The sequence below is a fragment of the Limnobacter sp. genome (genome assembly GCF_046297615.1).
Taxonomy (GTDB): domain Bacteria; phylum Pseudomonadota; class Gammaproteobacteria; order Burkholderiales; family Burkholderiaceae_B; genus Limnobacter.
The window spans coordinates 120648-140552 of record NZ_JBKBHM010000004.1 but is presented as its reverse complement, the minus strand read 5'-3'; the positions used below and the strand labels follow the sequence as shown (position 1 = coordinate 140552).

At 56.2% G+C, this 19905-nt stretch carries 1 protein-coding gene (cut by a window edge); it reads left to right on the top strand.

Going from position 1 to position 19905, the window contains the following annotated elements; translation table 11 throughout:
- Positions 1-87: 87 nt before the first annotated feature.
- Positions 88-19905, top strand: the 5' portion of a protein-coding gene (locus tag ACK4FF_RS09800; RefSeq protein ID WP_409708177.1) for a pentapeptide repeat-containing protein. 14370 nt of this gene lie beyond the right edge of the window; the window shows 19818 of its 34188 coding nt (coding positions 1-19818); the start codon lies at positions 88-90; its stop codon lies off the right edge, out of view.

The window sequence follows — 19905 nt, the reverse complement described above, 5'->3', positions numbered from 1 at the left end:
CGCAGCACACGCAACACCGCATTTGAATTGAATTAGATCAAAAGGTTGCCCTCTCCATTCAGGGCGACTGCAACAGGAGTAAATACCATGGCCAAGTCACACAAACCCGCCCAAGCCCGCACCATGAATGCGGCCCAACGCTTGCGGCATTATTTGCGTGTGCCTTCACTGAAACGCTCTGATGCAAGCCGTCCACCCCGTCGCCCCGGTGTGGTGGTTGAGCAGATGGAGCCGCGTTTCCTGTTGTCGTCTGAAGGTTTTGTGCCGCCACCCAGCATCGACCCAGGTGCGGAGTTGGTGCTGCACCAACCGTTCTCGTTCACGGATGATTCTGTGGCCAAGCAGTTGAAAACCCAGGCTGAATGGAAAACCTGGGACGATCTGAATGCGCAATCCACTGCGGAACAGGCGGTCAAAACGCCGGACGAAATCATTTTTGTAGACAGCCGCGTTGACAACTTCGAGTCATTGGTCGGCCAAGCGCTGCTGCAGAAAGACAACCTCAAGCCCGGCGAGCGCAACAAGGTTGAAGTGGTGTTGCTCGATTCCAGCCGTGATGGTGTGGAACAGATCAGCAGCTGGCTGTCCCATTACAACAATGTTCAGACTGTGCACGTGATTTCCCACGGCGCTGAAGGCAAGCTGTACCTGGGCAGCGGGCAGTTGACTGCTGAATCACTGGAGTCTTATGAAGGCCAGTTGATGCAGTGGAAAACATCCATGGCCGAAGGCGGCGATGTCATGCTGTACGGCTGTGATGTGGCTGCGGGTGAATTTGGCAAGCGTTTTGTCAGCCAACTGGCTGAAGTGACAGGCCTGGATTTCGCGGCCTCTGACAACGCCACCGCGGGTGCTGCACAGGGTGGGGACTGGCGCCTGGAATACATGACCGGTTCCTTGGCGGGTGACTCTCTGTTCGGCTTTGGCCCTCAATTTGCAAGCCGTTTGAGTGCTTACACCTTCGACAGCAATTCCGCGTTTGATGGCTCGGAAACCAATGTGGCTGATGGCGACATTCTGGACTTCTCCGGCGTGGCTGATGGCCTGAATTTCAGCGTGGTCAACGGCAAAATCAGTGTAACCAAAAAGTCCGGCGGCGATGCACTGGTGTTCAACGTGGCAGCCAATGGCCGCGTTGATTTGCTGGGTGGCTTGGGTGCGGACACGTTCCTTATTTCCGCGCTGGACCTGGTGAGCAAAGTGGACGGCGGCGCGGATGTGGACACTGTGAAGTTCACTGGCTTGGCCCCCGTGACTGTGGGCAAGAACATGAGCGGTTTGGTCACGGCCTATGAAACCGCCAACGGCCCGAATGCGATCATCAATGCAGAATCCTTGTCTGGCAGTATCTCCATTGCCCAAACCCTGGGCGCAGCAGCAAAAGCCGAACTCTCCGGCGCCATCCAGAAGTCCTCTCAAGCCCTCGGCGAATTCGCCAAATCCGAAGTTCTCTCCAGAAAGCTCCCACTGATCAACAAGTCACTGTCTGACTTGGTGGGCGATGCCTTTTTTGACAAGCAACTGAACACAGCCACCAACAAAGTGGCCCAATTGTTGACCATCGAGTTGCAGTCCGGTGTGGATCTCCTTGATGCCAGTGTTGGCGACCTTGCCGGCATTGAACAGCGCGTGAGCAACCTGCTCAATGGTGACGCTGAAACCCCCATGTTTGATGTCAAGGTGGCCTTGAAGGGCGACCTGACCGGCCTGAGCGTGGACGTGGGCTTTGTCCAGTCCGCCACGATCAATGGCTTGATGCCCGCATTGTCCGATGAACTGGTTAATGCGTTGGCCAGCGCAGGCTTTGCGCTGAATGTAGCCACCCTGCTGAACACTGCATTGCAGGTTCGCGGTGGCTTTAATGTGCAACTGACTGGTTTTGGTGCGGGTTTGACCCCCAAAGCCTCGGTGGCTCTGAATCCTCTGGATGTGTTGGTGAATGTTCAAGCCACCGGCTTGACCGCTGGCGTGGGCTTGAGCAGTGCCGTGTTTGGCTCTGCAACCACAGTGAATGTGAACAATGGCACCTTGGAGCTGAACGCCCGTGCTGTGTTGAACTATGACGGCCAGACCGACGAGCAGGGCCGCTTGCTGATTGGCAGTTTGAACGACCTGACTGGACTGGCTTCGCAGTTGCAGACTGAAGCGTCCGGCAGTCTGAGTGTCGTATTGCCTTTGAACGCCCAATTGGGCGGCTTCAACCTGAGTGCAGACTTTGGCACCCCCACTTTGTTGCTCAATGCCGATGAGTTGTTCTTCAAGGACACCGATGGCAGCTTGAAACTGACTTCGCCAGCCGTGTCGCTGGATGTAAAAATCAGTGAGCGTCTGAAAGAGCAAGTGCTGGGCCTGTTGGACAATTTGCAGGATTTGGGTTCGCAACTGCCCTTTGATGCGCTGAACCAGGAGATTCCTGGCTTGGGTCAAAGCCTGAACGAGCTGATCTCCAATCAGAAGAATGCCGTGGACGGCGTGGGTGGCGTATTCAATCTGAAAGACGCCGCCACCACTTACTTCGCTGGCTTCTCGTTTGGCAACCCCTCGCTGCCCAATCTGCCTGACTTCCCGTCCATTCGTGGCCTGTTGGATGCACTGAATGCAGCCATTGCGAAGCTGACCTCGGTCAAGTTCTCGCTCGATAAAATTGATTGGTCTGGCAAAAACCTGCGTGGTTTCGACTTTGCGAAGTACCTGCGCGACCTGAACCTGGATTTGTCGTCCCTGCGTGGGCTGAACTTTTCGGGTGCCGACCTGCGTGGTGCCAGCTTCAAAGGCTTGGACCTGACCGGTATCGACTTCTCTGGCGCCCGATTTGACCTGAACACGGATTTCACAGGCGCCATTCTGCGCCATGTGAATTTCTTCGCGGCTGACCTGCGCGGTGTGAACTTCAGTGGCCTTGACCTGCGTTTTGCCGACTTCACCGGTGCCTTGATTGACGGCGTCAAGTTCGTTGGTGCTTCGCTGTTGGACGTGGATTTCTCGGGCGTACGTTTTGGCGTCAACCTGCCCGACCTGCGCTTCTCTCTGATTAACTTTGACCTGCCTTCGATTTTTGGCAACAGCACAGGTGCAGTCCGTCTTAAGGCTGGGCTTGACCTGTCCGCAGGGTTGACCAATGGTGGTATCAAGTACAGCCTGAAAGGCTTTGACCTTTCCGGCATCAACTTCACCGGCATGAAGCTGGACGGCCTGGATTTCAGCCTGACCAACCTGCGCAATGCGATCTTCAAGGGTGCAAGTTTCATTGGTTCCCTGTTTACCGACGCATTCGCCTGGAATGTGACTTGGGACAGCGGCAGCAAACCAGCAGGCGTCAAAGACCAAAGCAGTGCGTCTAACGCCTTCATCAATTTCAACTTCTCGGGCCTGGACCTGAGTGGTTTGAACCTGTCTGGTTTTGACCTGACCGGTGCCAAGTTTGTAGGCAGTATCCTGCGCGGTGCACAACTGAACTGGTCGACGCTGACCGCGTTCACCAACTTCTCGTTCGCGGACTTCCGGGGCTTTGACCTGAGCAATTTGCCGTCCATTAATCTGGATGGATTCACCAAAACCCTCAAAGGCCTGTTCCGTGGCGCAGATTTCTCTGGTCTGGATTTCGCAGGTGTCCGTTTCGACGTCGGCTCGCTGGATTTCACAGCCGCCAAATTCATCAATGCGCTGAACCTCAAAGGCTTGTTCTTTGATTTGGGCGATGGCGTACGTCGACTCTTCAAAGGCGTTGATTTCTCGGGTGTTGACCTCAGTAATGTTGGCAACCTGAACTTCCGCTTCGGTGATTTTGTCGGCTCGATTTTCCGTGGTGCCAACTTGTCCGGCTTGACGCTGGATGGTGTGAACTTCTCCTTCGGCGACTTCTTCAACGCCAACTTCACCGGCACCTCACTGTTCGACGTGAACTTCTCGGGTGCAGACCTGAGCAAGTTGCTGGGCCAGTTGCCCACGAAAATCAAGGGCGCCATCATCAGCGCTCTGTCCAAGTTGGCTTCCGGCTTTGATGTTCAAGCTTTCGACCGATCAATTGCCGATGATTTGCTGGACAACGGCCCCAAAGGCCCTCCCTTCGCCTTCGCTGGCGGTGTGATGTTCAATGGCCAGTCAATTCAACTGAAATTGAACCTGCAAGCCAACCAGCAGTTTGGAATTTCTAAAGAGTTCAAGCTCAGTTCGAGTGCCTTGGGGTTGGAGAACAACTCTGTTGTGCCGCAAATTGACCTCAGTGCAGTGGCCTCTGGTTTGGCCGCTTTCGCATTCGATATCACGTTTGGCCTGGACCTGATGACCAAGCCCACCACGCTGGTGGGCGTGTCAGTGCCGTTGCCTGACCTCAGCACCCTTGATCCGTTCATCCAGATCAACCGTTTTGATTTGGCTGCGCAGCTTGAATTGACTGACTTGTTCGGTGAACTCAGCGTTGCAGGCTTTGCAGGCGTGGCCTTGATGGATTCCCGCGCGCAAGTGCGTGCCGGTGCGCGTCTGGAATTGAACCGCAGCAAAGACCCGAACGGCGATGGCCGTTTGTCCCTCTCCGAGCTTAAAGCACTCAAAGTGACCAGCCCGGATGCCCCTTACAGCGGGTTGATTGCGGTCACCCCATCAGTGACGCTGGATGCCGACCTGGCCTTCGCCACCACCTTGCAGGTGGGCGGTCAGAATATCGGTGAGTATTTGGGCACACCAGTGGTTAAGGTTCAGAGTGATTCGCTCTTCGAACTTGATCAAGACGGCAAGGTCCGTTTTGTAGCCCCCGATGTGGCCATTGATGTTGAACTGAATGCCACGCAACGTGATGGTTTGATTGATGTATTGACCAAGTTGAAGGAAACCGGCGAGGGTGCCCTCAACAGCGAATTCCTTACCACAGAGTTGCCGCTGATTGGCAAGAGCCTGAATGCGATGTTTGCATCGGGTCAAAGCCAGGAAACAGTGCTCTCCCGCGTGTTTAACCTGGTGGATGCTGCCAAGGCTTACTTCGACACCACGCAGTTGGGCGTCGCCAGCCCAACCTTGAACCAGGCGACCATTGATGGCCAACCCAAGGCCCGGTTGTCCACCCTGTTGGAGGCCTTGAACACTGCTCTGCGTCAGAAGGTATCCATCCAGTTCAACCCGGCTGTGTCTGACCTCAGCGGCAAGAATCTGGCCTTTGTGGACTTCTCCGGCCTGAACCTGCGTGGCTTTGACTTCACCGGTGCAGACCTGACTGGCGCCAATTTCGCGGGTGCCGACCTGACCGGCGCAAGCTTCAAGAATGCCATTCTGATTGGTGCAAGTTTTGCAGACCGTCAGGCCGCTGACAGCAACGGCTACAAAGCAGTTCGCCGCGCCGTGGGCGTGGCCGGTGGTGCAGACTTGGGGCATGTTGATTTCAGTGGTGCTGTGCTGTCCGGTGTGAACCTGTCCGGTTTGAACCTGCGTAATGCCAATTTCGCCGGTGCGTTCCTGCAATCCTCAGATTTGCGCAATTCGTCCTTGATTGGTGCTGAGTTTGATGATGCACGCACCGATGCTTCCACCAAGTTCAACGGCTCGATTGTGATTGGTCTGCCCACCGGGCTGACTTCCGCGCAAGCCTTGACTGCCGTGAATCTGGGCGTGAGCGGTGTCTCTTTGGCGGCGTATGACCTCACTGGGTTTGACTTCAGTGGTTTGTCTTTGGTGGGCGTGAACCTGTCCAATGCGGTATTGACTCAGGCCAATCTGCGTGGTGCCGACCTGGCGTCTGCCAACCTCACCGGGGCTGTGCTGAAGAGTGCTTTTGCAGTGCATGCGAAGTTTGCTGGTTCGACAGTTACTTCCTCAACAGACATTGCCGGTTTGGTCATCGACAGCTCGGATACCGCTCCTGCTGGCGCAACCGGTGCAGCCGTCAAGCTGGGGACGGGAGTGTCCTTGGCTGGCCGGGACCTGAGCGGCTTTGACCTGACTGGTTTGGACTTCACCGGGGTGGACCTGAGTGGAACTAACTTGTCTGGCACGGTGCTCAGTGGGGTCAAGCTCGCAGGTGCGACACTGTCAGACACCACCGATTTCACCGGTGCCAGTTTCAAGGGCATCAGCGAACTGACTGTTTCTGGCCTGACCGCGCCTGCCTTGAGCTTGCCGGTCGACATGAAAGGCATCTTCACCCGCGCCAACTTCAGTGGTTTGAATCTGCAAGGTCTGGTGTTCGATGGTGTGCGTCTGGATGGCGCCAACTTCAATGGCGCCGTGTTGTCGAACACCAAGCTGGAGCGAGTCGATCTGCGCTCGGCAGACCTCCGTGGTGTGACTCGTGCCAATGGAACGACAACGAGTGTTGCCGGTTCCTTCTTCGATGACGAAACCCGCTTTGCTGCCAGTGGTCTGGGGCAAATTCTGAAGCAGCAGATGTTGCCTCGGGTGCTTGACGATGCGATGGACCTGAACATCGATGGGCCCACGTTTGAGTTTTCCGGTGGCCTGGATGTCAGCGGCAGTGAAATGACACTGGCCCTGAACTTCAAGGTGAATTTGTTCAAGGAGTTGGGTTTTGACTTTAATTTGGGCAGTGCGGACTTGCCGGCGTCGGTTCGTTCGCTGCTGCCCAACATTGGGGTGTCTGGCAGCGTAGGCGGGTACCTGTTTGCGGCGGCCGATGTGGACCTTGGTCTGGTGCTGGGCACGCGTCAGGTCGGTGGTGGATTCTCCATTCCCAACAGCGCGCGTGCGTACTTTGACGTGAACCGCCTGGAGGCGGGCACCAAACTGGTGTTGAACAACCTGAACGCCAACGTGTCGGTGTTTGGTCTGCTCGATGCCCAAGTGGTTGATGGCACAGCGACACTGGAAGCGGGGCTGCGCGTGGGCGTGGACGACCCAGACAACGCCGATGGCCTGGACCGCATTTACCTGGATGAGATTCCCCAAGCGGGCGTCAGCTCCCTGGTGAGCCTGGACACCTCGGGCTCGTTTGCCTCACGCTTTACCATCAACGCCCAAGGTGCGGGCATCAACCTCAATGACTTTGGTCAACCCGTGGTTGCACTGGATGCGCCCGTGTTGTTCGTGCGTGATGCAGCCACCGGCAAATTCACGGTCAACAAACCCGATGCCAGCCTGGACATCCGCCTGACCAAGAACCTGCGCGACAGCCTGATTGGCACCTTCGATGCCATGGGCAACGTGGTCGAGAAGGGCCTGCTGGGCTCCATTGACGAGACCGTCAATGACGACATTTTGGGCACCGGCTTTTTGAACCAGAAGATTCCTGGCCTGAACAAATCAGTGAACGAACTGGTGGGCTTTGACAGCGACGACAGCGACGATGTGGACATCAAAGTGTTCGCGCTGAAGTCCATCGCCAAGGAATTCTTTGATCGCTACACCTTTGCCAGCCTGGAGACCTCACCAACCCTGAAGGCCTTTGCCGACTTTGTACAGGTCGAGCTGGCCAAACGGTTCCCACTGCCCCTGAATGCCTCGGAAACCGACTTCAGCGGACGGGACCTGCGCGGCTACGACTTTGCCAAGATGGGCAATGACATCCGCAACTTCAAGTTCGTCGATGCCAACCTGGCAGGGGCCAACTTCAGCGGCGTAGACCTGACGGGCGTGGACTTTAGCGGAGCCAACCTGGATGGCGCCATTTTTGATGAGCACAGCATACTGCGCGGAGCCGACTTCACAGGCGCCTCGATGGTGGGCGTCAAATTCAAAGGTGTGGGCGCCAACAGCACAGGCGAAGTGTTCCTGCGCGGCACGCACTTTAACGACATCAACACGGGAGATGTCTTCCGTGAAGGCATCAAGTTCACACGGGCCAACCTCAGTGGTGCAGACCTGTCGGGCCTGGACCTGAGCGGGATTGACCTGACTGGCGCGAACCTGAGCAATGCCAACCTGAGCGGAGCCAACCTGCGCGGAGCACTGCTGGTGGGCGCCAACCTGAAGGGCGCCAACCTGATGGGCGCTTTTGCGCTGGATGCCAACTTCTCGGCAGCCCGCGCCAACGCGTTGACCACGTTCGACCATATGTTGACCAACTACAGCCTGAAGGCGACATTTGGCAACCTGGCCGAGAACATCATCAACCTGGCCGTGCCCAAAGGCATCACCATTCCAACGATCGACCTGGGTGCGATCAACTTCAACTTTGACTGGTCCGGTTGGGACCTCTCGGGCATCGACTTCAGCGTCCTGAAGAAACTGAAGTTTGGCATCAACATCAACCTCAGTGGCATCAACCTGAGCGGGCTGGACCTGCGCGGCTGGGACTTCAGCGGCATCACGCTGCCCAACATCAACTTCAAGAACATCTTTGCCTTTGGCACCAAGTTCGCAGTAACGCTGTCGGGCGGTTTGGACGCGGACAAGTTCCCCCCCGGCTATGATGGCGACACTGTGTACCGTTTGCCTGCAGACGGTGGCAAGACAGGCGGTTACAGCTTTGACGGATTTGATTTCCGGGGCTGGAGCTTCCGGGGTCTGAACTTCAACATTCCAGGCTTCAAACTGGACTTTGGCAACGCGAAGCTGGACTTTGCGGTGCTGATCAATGTGAACTTTGGCGACATCAACTTTGACTTTGATGCCAGCCTGAATGGCTCGTTCTGGAAGAACCTGAAGTTCAACACGCCGGACATCAAGCTGCCCAACTTCCTTCGCAACATCCGCTTCGAAGGCTTTGACTTTGGCACCTTGTTCGGTGCACCGACCTTTACGCCACACTTTGGCCCATGGGACGGTTTTGGTCCAACCAGCGCACCGGACCTGAGCGGCTCGAACTTCGAGTTCTCGTTCAACCTGGACAAATTCCTGATCAGCCTGCACCTGAAGTTCAAGGCCCTGAAGGCCTCGTTCCCCAACATCAAGCTGCCCGAGATCGACTTCAGCGGTGTCAGCTTCAAGGGCGTGGACCTGAGCGGTCTGTTGAACATCAACCTGCCCGACTTTAACTTCAAGAACCTGTTCAAGGGCTTTAAGCTGCCGCGCATCGACTTCACGGGCACCATCATGCCCGTGTTCCTCGATCCGATGCTGCCAGCCAATGACCCGAACAACGGCTTTAGCTTTGACTTCTCGGGCATCGACCTGAGTTTTGCGAAGTTCAAGTTCCCCAATGTCTCGTTGCCCAAGTTCAACTTCAGCGGCGCAACGCTGACAGGCATTGACCTGAGCTTCCTGCTGAACCTGTTCCGTGGCGGCTCGCTGGGCAGTGGTGCGACGCTGGACCTGTCGGGCTTGCCCGCACTGGACATCCAGACCAAGGGCGAGTTGGCCAGTTTTGAGATTGACCCTGTGGTGCTGGACGATGTGTTCGGCAAGGTCACAGGCCCAGCCTTCGCTTTCATTCCCAAGTTCGACCTGGGCTCGCCCGAGGTCATCCTCGGATTCCAACTCATCACCAACCTGGACACCGGATTCGATTCGGATTTCAGTTTCACCACCGATGACCTGGGCATCCCCACCGGACTGGCTGAAGTGTCAGCCAGTGGTCATGCGCTGGGCCGCTTTGTCCTGCTCTCCGACATTGAAGCAGGCATCATTGTGGGCACCCGTCAGGGCGATCTGCCCGTGGTCGGCTCCGTTCCCCTGCCCACCAGCGGTGACCTGTACTTCAAGGTCAACCGTTTTGACACAGGCGCTTCGCTGGATGTGACCAACCTGCAAGCCAATGTGGGCTTGCTGGGTGTGGCCAACGTGGGCCTGAAGGACAGCGAGTTCTCCGGCAAAGTGGCTGCCCGTGTGGCGGTCAGCGACCCGAACAATGTGGATGGCAAGAACCGCGTTACCCTCAAGGACCTGCAAGGCCTGCGTGCCCAAGGTCAACCCCTGAGCTCGATTTTCACGATCACACCCGCCGGAACGTTAGATGGCCGTTTCGTATTCGATGTGGGCGTGGGCGAGCTGGGTAACCTCACCGACATTCTGGGCAACCCCGTGTTGGAGATCACCTCCACGATTGAGGGCAAGACCCTGAAGCTGGACTACGCACTGGACATTCAGTTGAATGCCGACCAGCGTGACCTGCTGTTGGATGTCCTGGATGCCTTGAAGTCTGCAGGCGATGGTGCCACTGATTTCCTGGACACCACAATTCCGCTGGTCAACAAGAAGCTGGGTGATTTGTTTGCCTCTGGCCAGAGCCAGGACAATCTGCTCAAGCGCCTGTTCAACCTGAGCGATGCCGCCCGTGCTTACTTCAACAACACCGACCTGAACCTGACCAGCACCAATGGCCTGCCACCAGCCACGCTGCTGGGCCTGGTCGATGCCTTGAACGAGGCGCTGACCAAGAAGGTCACCATTGACTTTGATCCGGTCAACACCAACCTGCGCGGCCAGAACCTGTCCTTCGTGGACTTCTCCGGACTGAACCTGCGCGGCTTTGACTTCACCGGTGCAGACCTGACTGGTGCCAACTTCGCCGGTGCAGACCTGACTGGTGCCATCTTCAAGAATGCCATCCTGGTGGGCGCCACTTTTGCAACGCGCGGTGACGCCAACGCCCAAAGTGGGCCTTATCAAGGCTACAAGTCCGTCGACCGTTCGGCAGGCAAGGCTGGTGCTGCCCGCCTGCGTGGAGTGGACTTCACCGGTGCCATCCTGACTGGTGCCAACCTGTCTGGTCTGGATCTGCGTGGTGCTGATTTCAGCAACGCCTCCATGGGCAGTGTGGACCTGCGCAAAGCATCCCTGATCGACGCCACCTTCACCAGTGTGGAGAGCTCGACCAAGCTCAACGGGGCTTTGTACAATGGTTTTGCCACTGGCGTGGGCAACGGCCTGCTGGCCATGCTCAATGTGGCGGACAGTAGCACAGACCTGACCGGTTACGACATGACCGGCTTTGACCTGTCTGGCCTGACACTGGCCAGCGGTGTGAAGCTGAACAACGCACTGCTCAATGGCGCGAACCTGCGCGGCACCACCTTCACTGGTGTGAACCTGACCGGTGCCAACCTGACCAATGCATTTGCTGTCAATGCCACTTTCACTGGCGCCACAGTCACATTGGCCACCCAAATCACCGGTCTGGTTTTGGACAAAGGCCAAACTGCGCCGTCCGGTGCAAATGGCAGCGCCATCATCATTGACACAGGTGCGTCACTGGCCAACCGCAACTTGAGCGGTTTGGACCTGACTGGCCTGAATTTCACCGGTGTGAACCTCAGTGGCGCCAACCTGTCCGGCACCATCCTGAAGGATGCCAAGCTGGCCGACGCAATGCTCACTGACACCACCGATTTCACCGGTGCCGATTTCCGTGGCATCGCCACCGTTGCCGGTGGCAGCGCCAGCGATCCAGCAATCAGCTTGCCTGATGAAGTTAAAGGGATTTTCACGCGCGCCAATTTCAGCGGTGTGAACCTGCAAGGCCTGCTGTTTGACGGCGTCAAGCTCAACGGTGCAGACCTGAGCAATGCCATCCTGACCAACGCCAAGTTTGAGCGTGTTGATTTCCGTGCCACCGATCTGCGCGGTGTAACCCGCGCCAATGGCAGCACCACCAGTGTGGCTGGTGCGATTGTCAATGAAGAAACCCTGGTGTCCGCCAGCGGTTTGGGCCAGATCCTGTTGCCGGTGATGAAACAGGTCGAGATCACTGACCCCACCGAGTTGGGCGTCAATGGCCCAACCTTCGAGTTCGATGGCGGTCTGGAGATCACCGATGGTGAGATCAAGCTGGCCCTGAACTTCAAGGTGAATTTGTTCAAGGAGTTGGGTTTTGACTTTAATTTGGGCAGTGCGGACTTGCCGGCGTCGGTTCGTTCGCTGCTGCCCAACATTGGGGTGTCTGGCAGCGTAGGCGGGTACCTGTTTGCGGCGGCCGATGTGGACCTTGGTCTGGTGCTGGGCACGCGTCAGGTCGGTGGTGGATTCTCCATTCCCAACAGCGCGCGTGCGTACTTTGACGTGAACCGCCTGGAGGCGGGCACCAAACTGGTGTTGAACAACCTGAACGCCAACGTGTCGGTGTTTGGTCTGCTCGATGCCCAAGTGGTTGATGGCACAGCGACACTGGAAGCGGGGCTGCGCGTGGGCGTGGACGACCCAGACAACGCCGATGGCCTGGACCGCATTTACCTGGATGAGATTCCCCAAGCGGGCGTCAGCTCCCTGGTGAGCCTGGACACCTCGGGCTCGTTTGCCTCACGCTTTACCATCAACGCCCAAGGTGCGGGCATCAACCTCAATGACTTTGGTCAACCCGTGGTTGCACTGGATGCGCCCGTGTTGTTCGTGCGTGATGCAGCCACCGGCAAATTCACGGTCAACAAACCCGATGCCAGCCTGGACATCCGCCTGACCAAGAACCTGCGCGACAGCCTGATTGGCACCTTCGATGCCATGGGCAACGTGGTCGAGAAGGGCCTGCTGGGCTCCATTGACGAGACCGTCAATGACGACATTTTGGGCACCGGCTTTTTGAACCAGAAGATTCCTGGCCTGAACAAATCAGTGAACGAACTGGTGGGCTTTGACAGCGACGACAGCGACGATGTGGACATCAAAGTGTTCGCGCTGAAGTCCATCGCCAAGGAATTCTTTGATCGCTACACCTTTGCCAGCCTGGAGACCTCACCAACCCTGAAGGCCTTTGCCGACTTTGTACAGGTCGAGCTGGCCAAACGGTTCCCACTGCCCCTGAATGCCTCGGAAACCGACTTCAGCGGACGGGACCTGCGCGGCTACGACTTTGCCAAGATGGGCAATGACATCCGCAACTTCAAGTTCGTCGATGCCAACCTGGCAGGGGCCAACTTCAGCGGCGTAGACCTGACGGGCGTGGACTTTAGCGGAGCCAACCTGGATGGCGCCATTTTTGATGAGCACAGCATACTGCGCGGAGCCGACTTCACAGGCGCCTCGATGGTGGGCGTCAAATTCAAAGGTGTGGGCGCCAACAGCACAGGCGAAGTGTTCCTGCGCGGCACGCACTTTAACGACATCAACACGGGAGATGTCTTCCGTGAAGGCATCAAGTTCACACGGGCCAACCTCAGTGGTGCAGACCTGTCGGGCCTGGACCTGAGCGGGATTGACCTGACTGGCGCGAACCTGAGCAATGCCAACCTGAGCGGAGCCAACCTGCGCGGAGCACTGCTGGTGGGCGCCAACCTGAAGGGCGCCAACCTGATGGGCGCTTTTGCGCTGGATGCCAACTTCTCGGCAGCCCGCGCCAACGCGTTGACCACGTTCGACCATATGTTGACCAACTACAGCCTGAAGGCGACATTTGGCAACCTGGCCGAGAACATCATCAACCTGGCCGTGCCCAAAGGCATCACCATTCCAACGATCGACCTGGGTGCGATCAACTTCAACTTTGACTGGTCCGGTTGGGACCTCTCGGGCATCGACTTCAGCGTCCTGAAGAAACTGAAGTTTGGCATCAACATCAACCTCAGTGGCATCAACCTGAGCGGGCTGGACCTGCGCGGCTGGGACTTCAGCGGCATCACGCTGCCCAACATCAACTTCAAGAACATCTTTGCCTTTGGCACCAAGTTCGCAGTAACGCTGTCGGGCGGTTTGGACGCGGACAAGTTCCCCCCCGGCTATGATGGCGACACTGTGTACCGTTTGCCTGCAGACGGTGGCAAGACAGGCGGTTACAGCTTTGACGGATTTGATTTCCGGGGCTGGAGCTTCCGGGGTCTGAACTTCAACATTCCAGGCTTCAAACTGGACTTTGGCAACGCGAAGCTGGACTTTGCGGTGCTGATCAATGTGAACTTTGGCGACATCAACTTTGACTTTGATGCCAGCCTGAATGGCTCGTTCTGGAAGAACCTGAAGTTCAACACGCCGGACATCAAGCTGCCCAACTTCCTTCGCAACATCCGCTTCGAAGGCTTTGACTTTGGCACCTTGTTCGGTGCACCGACCTTTACGCCACACTTTGGCCCATGGGACGGTTTTGGTCCAACCAGCGCACCGGACCTGAGCGGCTCGAACTTCGAGTTCTCGTTCAACCTGGACAAATTCCTGATCAGCCTGCACCTGAAGTTCAAGGCCCTGAAGGCCTCGTTCCCCAACATCAAGCTGCCCGAGATCGACTTCAGCGGTGTCAGCTTCAAGGGCGTGGACCTGAGCGGTCTGTTGAACATCAACCTGCCCGACTTTAACTTCAAGAACCTGTTCAAGGGCTTTAAGCTGCCGCGCATCGACTTCACGGGCACCATCATGCCCGTGTTCCTCGATCCGATGCTGCCAGCCAATGACCCGAACAACGGCTTTAGCTTTGACTTCTCGGGCATCGACCTGAGTTTTGCGAAGTTCAAGTTCCCCAATGTCTCGTTGCCCAAGTTCAACTTCAGCGGCGCAACGCTGACAGGCATTGACCTGAGCTTCCTGCTGAACCTGTTCCGTGGCGGCTCGCTGGGCAGTGGTGCGACGCTGGACCTGTCGGGCTTGCCCGCACTGGACATCCAGACCAAGGGCGAGTTGGCCAGTTTTGAGATTGACCCTGTGGTGCTGGACGATGTGTTCGGCAAGGTCACAGGCCCAGCCTTCGCTTTCATTCCCAAGTTCGACCTGGGCTCGCCCGAGGTCATCCTCGGATTCCAACTCATCACCAACCTGGACACCGGATTCGATTCGGATTTCAACCTCGATTCTGCAACGCTCGGTCTGGGTGATGTGGCCTCTGTGGCCGCCAGCGGTCACGCCTTGGGTCGATTTGTATTGTTGTCCGACATTGAAGTCGGTGTTGCAATCGGCACACGGTCAGGCAATGTGCCGGTCGTGGGCACATTGCCGCTGCCAACTGGCGCAGACTTGTTCTTCCGTTTGAACCGCTTGGACACTGGGGCCTCACTTGAGGTGACGGGTCTGAATGTGACTGCCGCCTTGGGTGGCAGCAGTGGTATCACTGCGCAATTGATTGATTCCGAAGTCTCCGGAAAAATCGCAGCCAGCGTCAAAGCAACCGACCCAGACAACACCGACAACAAAGGGCGCATTACCCTGAAAGACATTCAGGGATTGTCCGGTCAGGGCAAAACACTGGGTTCGATCTTCACCGTGACCCCTGCGGGCACCTTTGATGCCCGTTTGACCTTCGACGGCAGCGTCGGCGGCTTGAATCTGGGGCAACTGGGTAACCCAATCCTCAACATCACGTCTGAGATCGTCAACAACAAGCTTGAACTGAGCTATTTCTTTGACATCAGCATTGACGGGGTTGATGCCAAGCGCAATCTGACCAGTTTGTTTGACTCGGTTGGCGACATTACCAACGGTCTGGATGATTCGTCACTGCTGAGCACAGCGTTGCCTTTGGTGAACAAGTCCCTGGGTCAATTGATGCAGTCCAAAGATGGCCGCAGCTTGGGTGATGTATTGTCTTTCCAGCGCGTTCTGGCTGATGGTTCCAAACAGGACGTGTTGGAAGCCTATTACGCGAAAGAGGGAATTCACACCCTGTCTGGCCTGATTGCCGAACTGCGCGACTACATCGGTGCCAAAGGTGATTACGCCGATTTGCAATCCCTATTCCCGGCACAAAGCGGTGAAACAGAGGTTGGGCCATTCACGATTGGTGGTGGCTTTGACTTCAACACATCCGAAGCAGTCGCCATTGGCGTGGCTGGGGATGTCGATACCTTCAAATTGAGCTTCGGTGGTCAAACCACCGCAAACATTGTTCGTGGTGCAAACGATGCTGCAACCGCTGCCAATATTCAGGCAGCGCTGGAGGCCCTCAGCGCCATCACCTTGACTGGATCTTCCTCAGCCGTCACAACCCTGATGGGCAATGTGATGGTGAAAACAGTTGGCCCTAACCTGTTTGTGGCCACCTTCGCCAACGCCCTGGCACAGAAGGACATCAACGAACTGATGACCTCTCCGACGGCAGGTGTGTTGACCCGCGTTCAAACCCAGGGTGAAACCAAAGAGATTCGTCTTGACCTCAAACTGAATTTGGAACAGTTGTTCAATACGGCGCTCGATTTGTCCGTCGGTATCGACAACCCCGAGTTGAAGTTCAAAGGCGGTGCAGACCTGGAGTTCCAGGGCAATGTGCTGTTCGATTTCTCGTTTGGTCTGGGCTTCAAGAACCTGAGCGATTTGGCCACAGCCAATTCGCCGTTCTTCCAACTGCGCGATGCACAGGCAAGTGTGTCCGCAAATGCCAAGAACGTGAATGCTGGTATTTCTTTGGGCATTCTTGATGCCAACATCGATCGCGGTACCTTGGATTTCGCAGCGAAAGCCAGCCTGGGCTTTGATCTGGATGGAGAGGAGGGCACTGGCTTTGCCAGTGGAATGCGTGCAAGCCTGAAGAACATTCAGGATGCAACACTCAGCTTCAGCGATATGTTTAACGTGGCGGCAGACTTGTACGCCACGGCGGATCTGCCTATCAAGGCCCAATTGTTTGGTGGTGACCTCACCAAGTTGACTGGTGGAAACAACCCCAAGCTGGTAATCGAATACGGTACAGAAGATTTGCCAGTAGCGTTTGAAGACCTGAGCAACACCACACCAGTGGTGCGCAAGGAGAACTTCAGCAACCTGACCAGCCTGACCAATCTGAGCCCTGCCCAGATTATTCAAATGCTGGCCAACATTGGTAACTTCCTTGCGGAGTTCCGGAATTCTGAAGCGTTTGACATTCAGGTGCCTTTCACAAACACCGATCTTGGCGACATCTTTGATTTCGCCAATGGTTACACCCAGGCGCTGAACAATGCCTTGCAAGGCGTAATTTCCAACTCCATCGTCGGTGACGATGTGGTAAGCCCCCGCTTGAGTGACGATGTTGCGTTCACCTTGATGATCAAGCGCAAAGGCGATGCACAGGCAACGCCTTACACCATCAAGCTACTGAAGGCTGACACAGCTGCATTCACACACATCAACGAGCTTGCAGAGTATGTGAATGCCAAAGTGGCCGAGGTTGCACAGGGAGCACTCACCGTTCAAACGGGCGTGATTACGGGGCAGACTGAGACCACGGTGACCGATGTTGACCGTCAGACCAGTGAACAAAGCGAGGCCGCGAAAGGCGCTGTGGCCACTGTCACCACGGTTCAGGAGGGCGGTGAAGCAATTCCGGCCATCTTGCTTGTCGAGTTGGGTATTGGTGCAGGTACTGTCACCCTGAAGATGGGTTCAAAAACACAAACTGTCACATTGAGTGACAGCGACAGTGATTTGGATGTGGCCAACAAGTTGCAGGCAGGTTTTGCAACCTTGGCCGGAGTCGATGCGGCGTCGATCAAAGTGAGCTTCAGCACACGTGCTGAAGGTTACCGCATCGAGTTTGGTGGCGCGCTAGCCGGCCGTCCATACATTGCTCAAGAAACCTTGAATGACGTGATCAGCGTTAAGGGCAAGGTTGTTACTTTGCAAATTGGTAATGGTTCTGGCGTAGTCAAGCTGACCCAGAATAACCCGGCCTTGACGCAGACCTTCACCATTGGTGAAACGGAGTCCGCAGCCAGCATTTTGAACAAATTGCGCACGGCCGTGGGTGCCATGTATTCGGTTGACCCCAATACCTTGACGGTGTCAGGCAACCGCGTGGACGGCTTCAAGGTTACCTTCCCAAGCCTGTTGTTCCTCAATGGCCTGAAGGGCAGCCTGATGCTTCAGGGGTCGAATGTCGTTGAACTCTCATTCAACAAAACGACCACGGCGAACTTCGACATTGCCGAGGTGCTGAACCACGAAGCCGGAATTTCTGAGCAGAAGGTCATCTCTTTTGCAGGCATTTCCGGCGGGACCTTCGAGCTGGAGATTTTCGGCAAACGTTCTGGTCCAATCGTCTATCTGGCGGACCCCACAGTGCAGGTGCAGCTGATCCAGAAAGCCATGGATGGCTTGATCGGTGCAGGCAATGTGGTGGTGTCCTTCCCAAGTCGTGACCCCTTCGATTCATCGCTGCGTAACACAGGTACCGCACCGCGCTTCCTGCTCGATTTCTCCCAGGGCCGCTACACGCAGACCAACGTACCTGACATGCGCTTCTATCCGGGTGCGCTGAAGTTCAGTAACTTTGCGCCTGCAGGCCGTGAAGCCGGTATGAAAATTACTGAGTTCCTGTCTGGCAAGAACGCCACGGGCGAGATTCAAGCCATTACTGTGGGTGTTGGGGCCAATCCGTCCAGCACCACTTTCAGGCTTTCGCTCAGTCATGGTGGCAAGACCTACACCACCGCTGTAATCAGTGCTGACATCAGTGCAGGCAAGGTTCGTGAAGCCTTGCTGAACGCCGTTGACTCCAACAATGTGAAGTTGTCCGATGGCATCGCTGGTGTTGATCTGAAGGTCACTTCACCAAAGACCGGTGTGTGGCGGGTGAGCTTCGAGGGTGCTCTGCGAGGTCAGGAAATCGCTGATCTTGTATTCGCTCAGGCCCCGGTTAACACCGTTGCCAGTACCGTTGGGTTCCGGACCGTACAGACAGCAGAAGTCCGTTCGGAAGTACAAACATTGCAACTGAACGCCAGCAGTGGGGAATTCAGAATTCAGCTGGGTGAAGCAGGCGAGCTTTCGCAAGCCGTCTCTGCCAACATCACAGCCGCTGAGTTGCAGTTGTTGCTTGAAAAGTTGCCCGAAGTTGGAAAGGGCAATGTCACGGTCACCAGTAAAGCTCAAGGCGATGGCGACTCACTGACCTTTGAAATCCGCTTCAAGGACTCTTTGGCCGGCCGCAATCTGGGTCAACTGATTGTGACCCCTGTTCAGGTGATTGGGAAAGCCGTATTCAACCCAAGCACGGTCAGTGGAGACTCAACGGCAGTATCCCTGTCTTTTGCTGATGACCTTGACACCGTCATCAAGGTTGATATCACCGGTAAGACGCCCGCACAAATTGCAGGTGAGCTGAAGTCCGCATTGCTCGGCCTTAAAGGGGTTGACGAGGTCAACGTCACGGTTCGTGAGAACGGCGACTTTGAGATCCTCTTCCTGGGCAAACTGGCTGGGCAGGCCACAGCGGCGCTGTCGGTGACTCGCGAAGTCAAAGGGGTCGACCAGGTCGTCCGTAAAGACCCAACCATCACCACCAAAACAGTCGCTGCCAGCCTGATTCGTGTCAGCGCATTTGAAACACGTCAGATTGGTAATCTGACTCACGGCAAGCTGCAGTTTGTTCCGATCAATCCAGACCAGTTTGAAGAATTCTCGATTCTTCCTGCTGCATTCGCAGTGATCGTTACAGAGGTCGAAGGTGGGGTTGGGGGCTCCAATGAAGTCCAGCGCCTCATGTTGAGTAACGCGGGTGGAGCATCGGGCGGAAAAACCTCCAGCTTCCAGTTGCAGTTTGCGACCAAAGACGCAAACGGCCTTGACGTACAGAGCATGTTGACCGTCCTCTTGGCGCCTGATGCAACTGCGGCTCAGATCCAAGCGGCAATCAACGCTCGTTTGGGCGCAAATGCAGTCACCGTGACCGAGGTCGAAGAAATTGCCGGTGATCCATTGCCGTACGGTATCCGGATGTTGAACATCGAGTTCACAGGCGACAGTGTCAAAGGGATGGACCTGTCGGAAGGTGGAGCATTCTTCACAGCGTCAACAGACGGCAGTACTTCACTGACCTCCAGCACCGCACTTCGTGCTTCGACCCCCATCACGGTCGTCGCCTATGCTTTGCAGGAAGGCGCTTCGAAGACAACGACGTCTATCGCAAAAAATGAAGTACAACGCGTTGTCCTGGACGATGTTGCAGGCGGCTTCTTCGGCAGCAATATTGTCATCGACGGGGTGACCTACGCCACTCAGCAAGGCGTGAAGTTGAACATGACCGGGGCTGAGCTTGATGCAGCTTTGGCGAAAGCGGGGGTAACCGTCGCTGCTGGTGCCAGCGACACCGACAAGTATTCGGCGTTGCTCAGCAAGGTCATTACCCGAACCTTTGCCAACGCGGACAAACCATTGATTGGCGCTTCTGCGGACGTACGAGTTGTGGAAATGTCGGAAAAC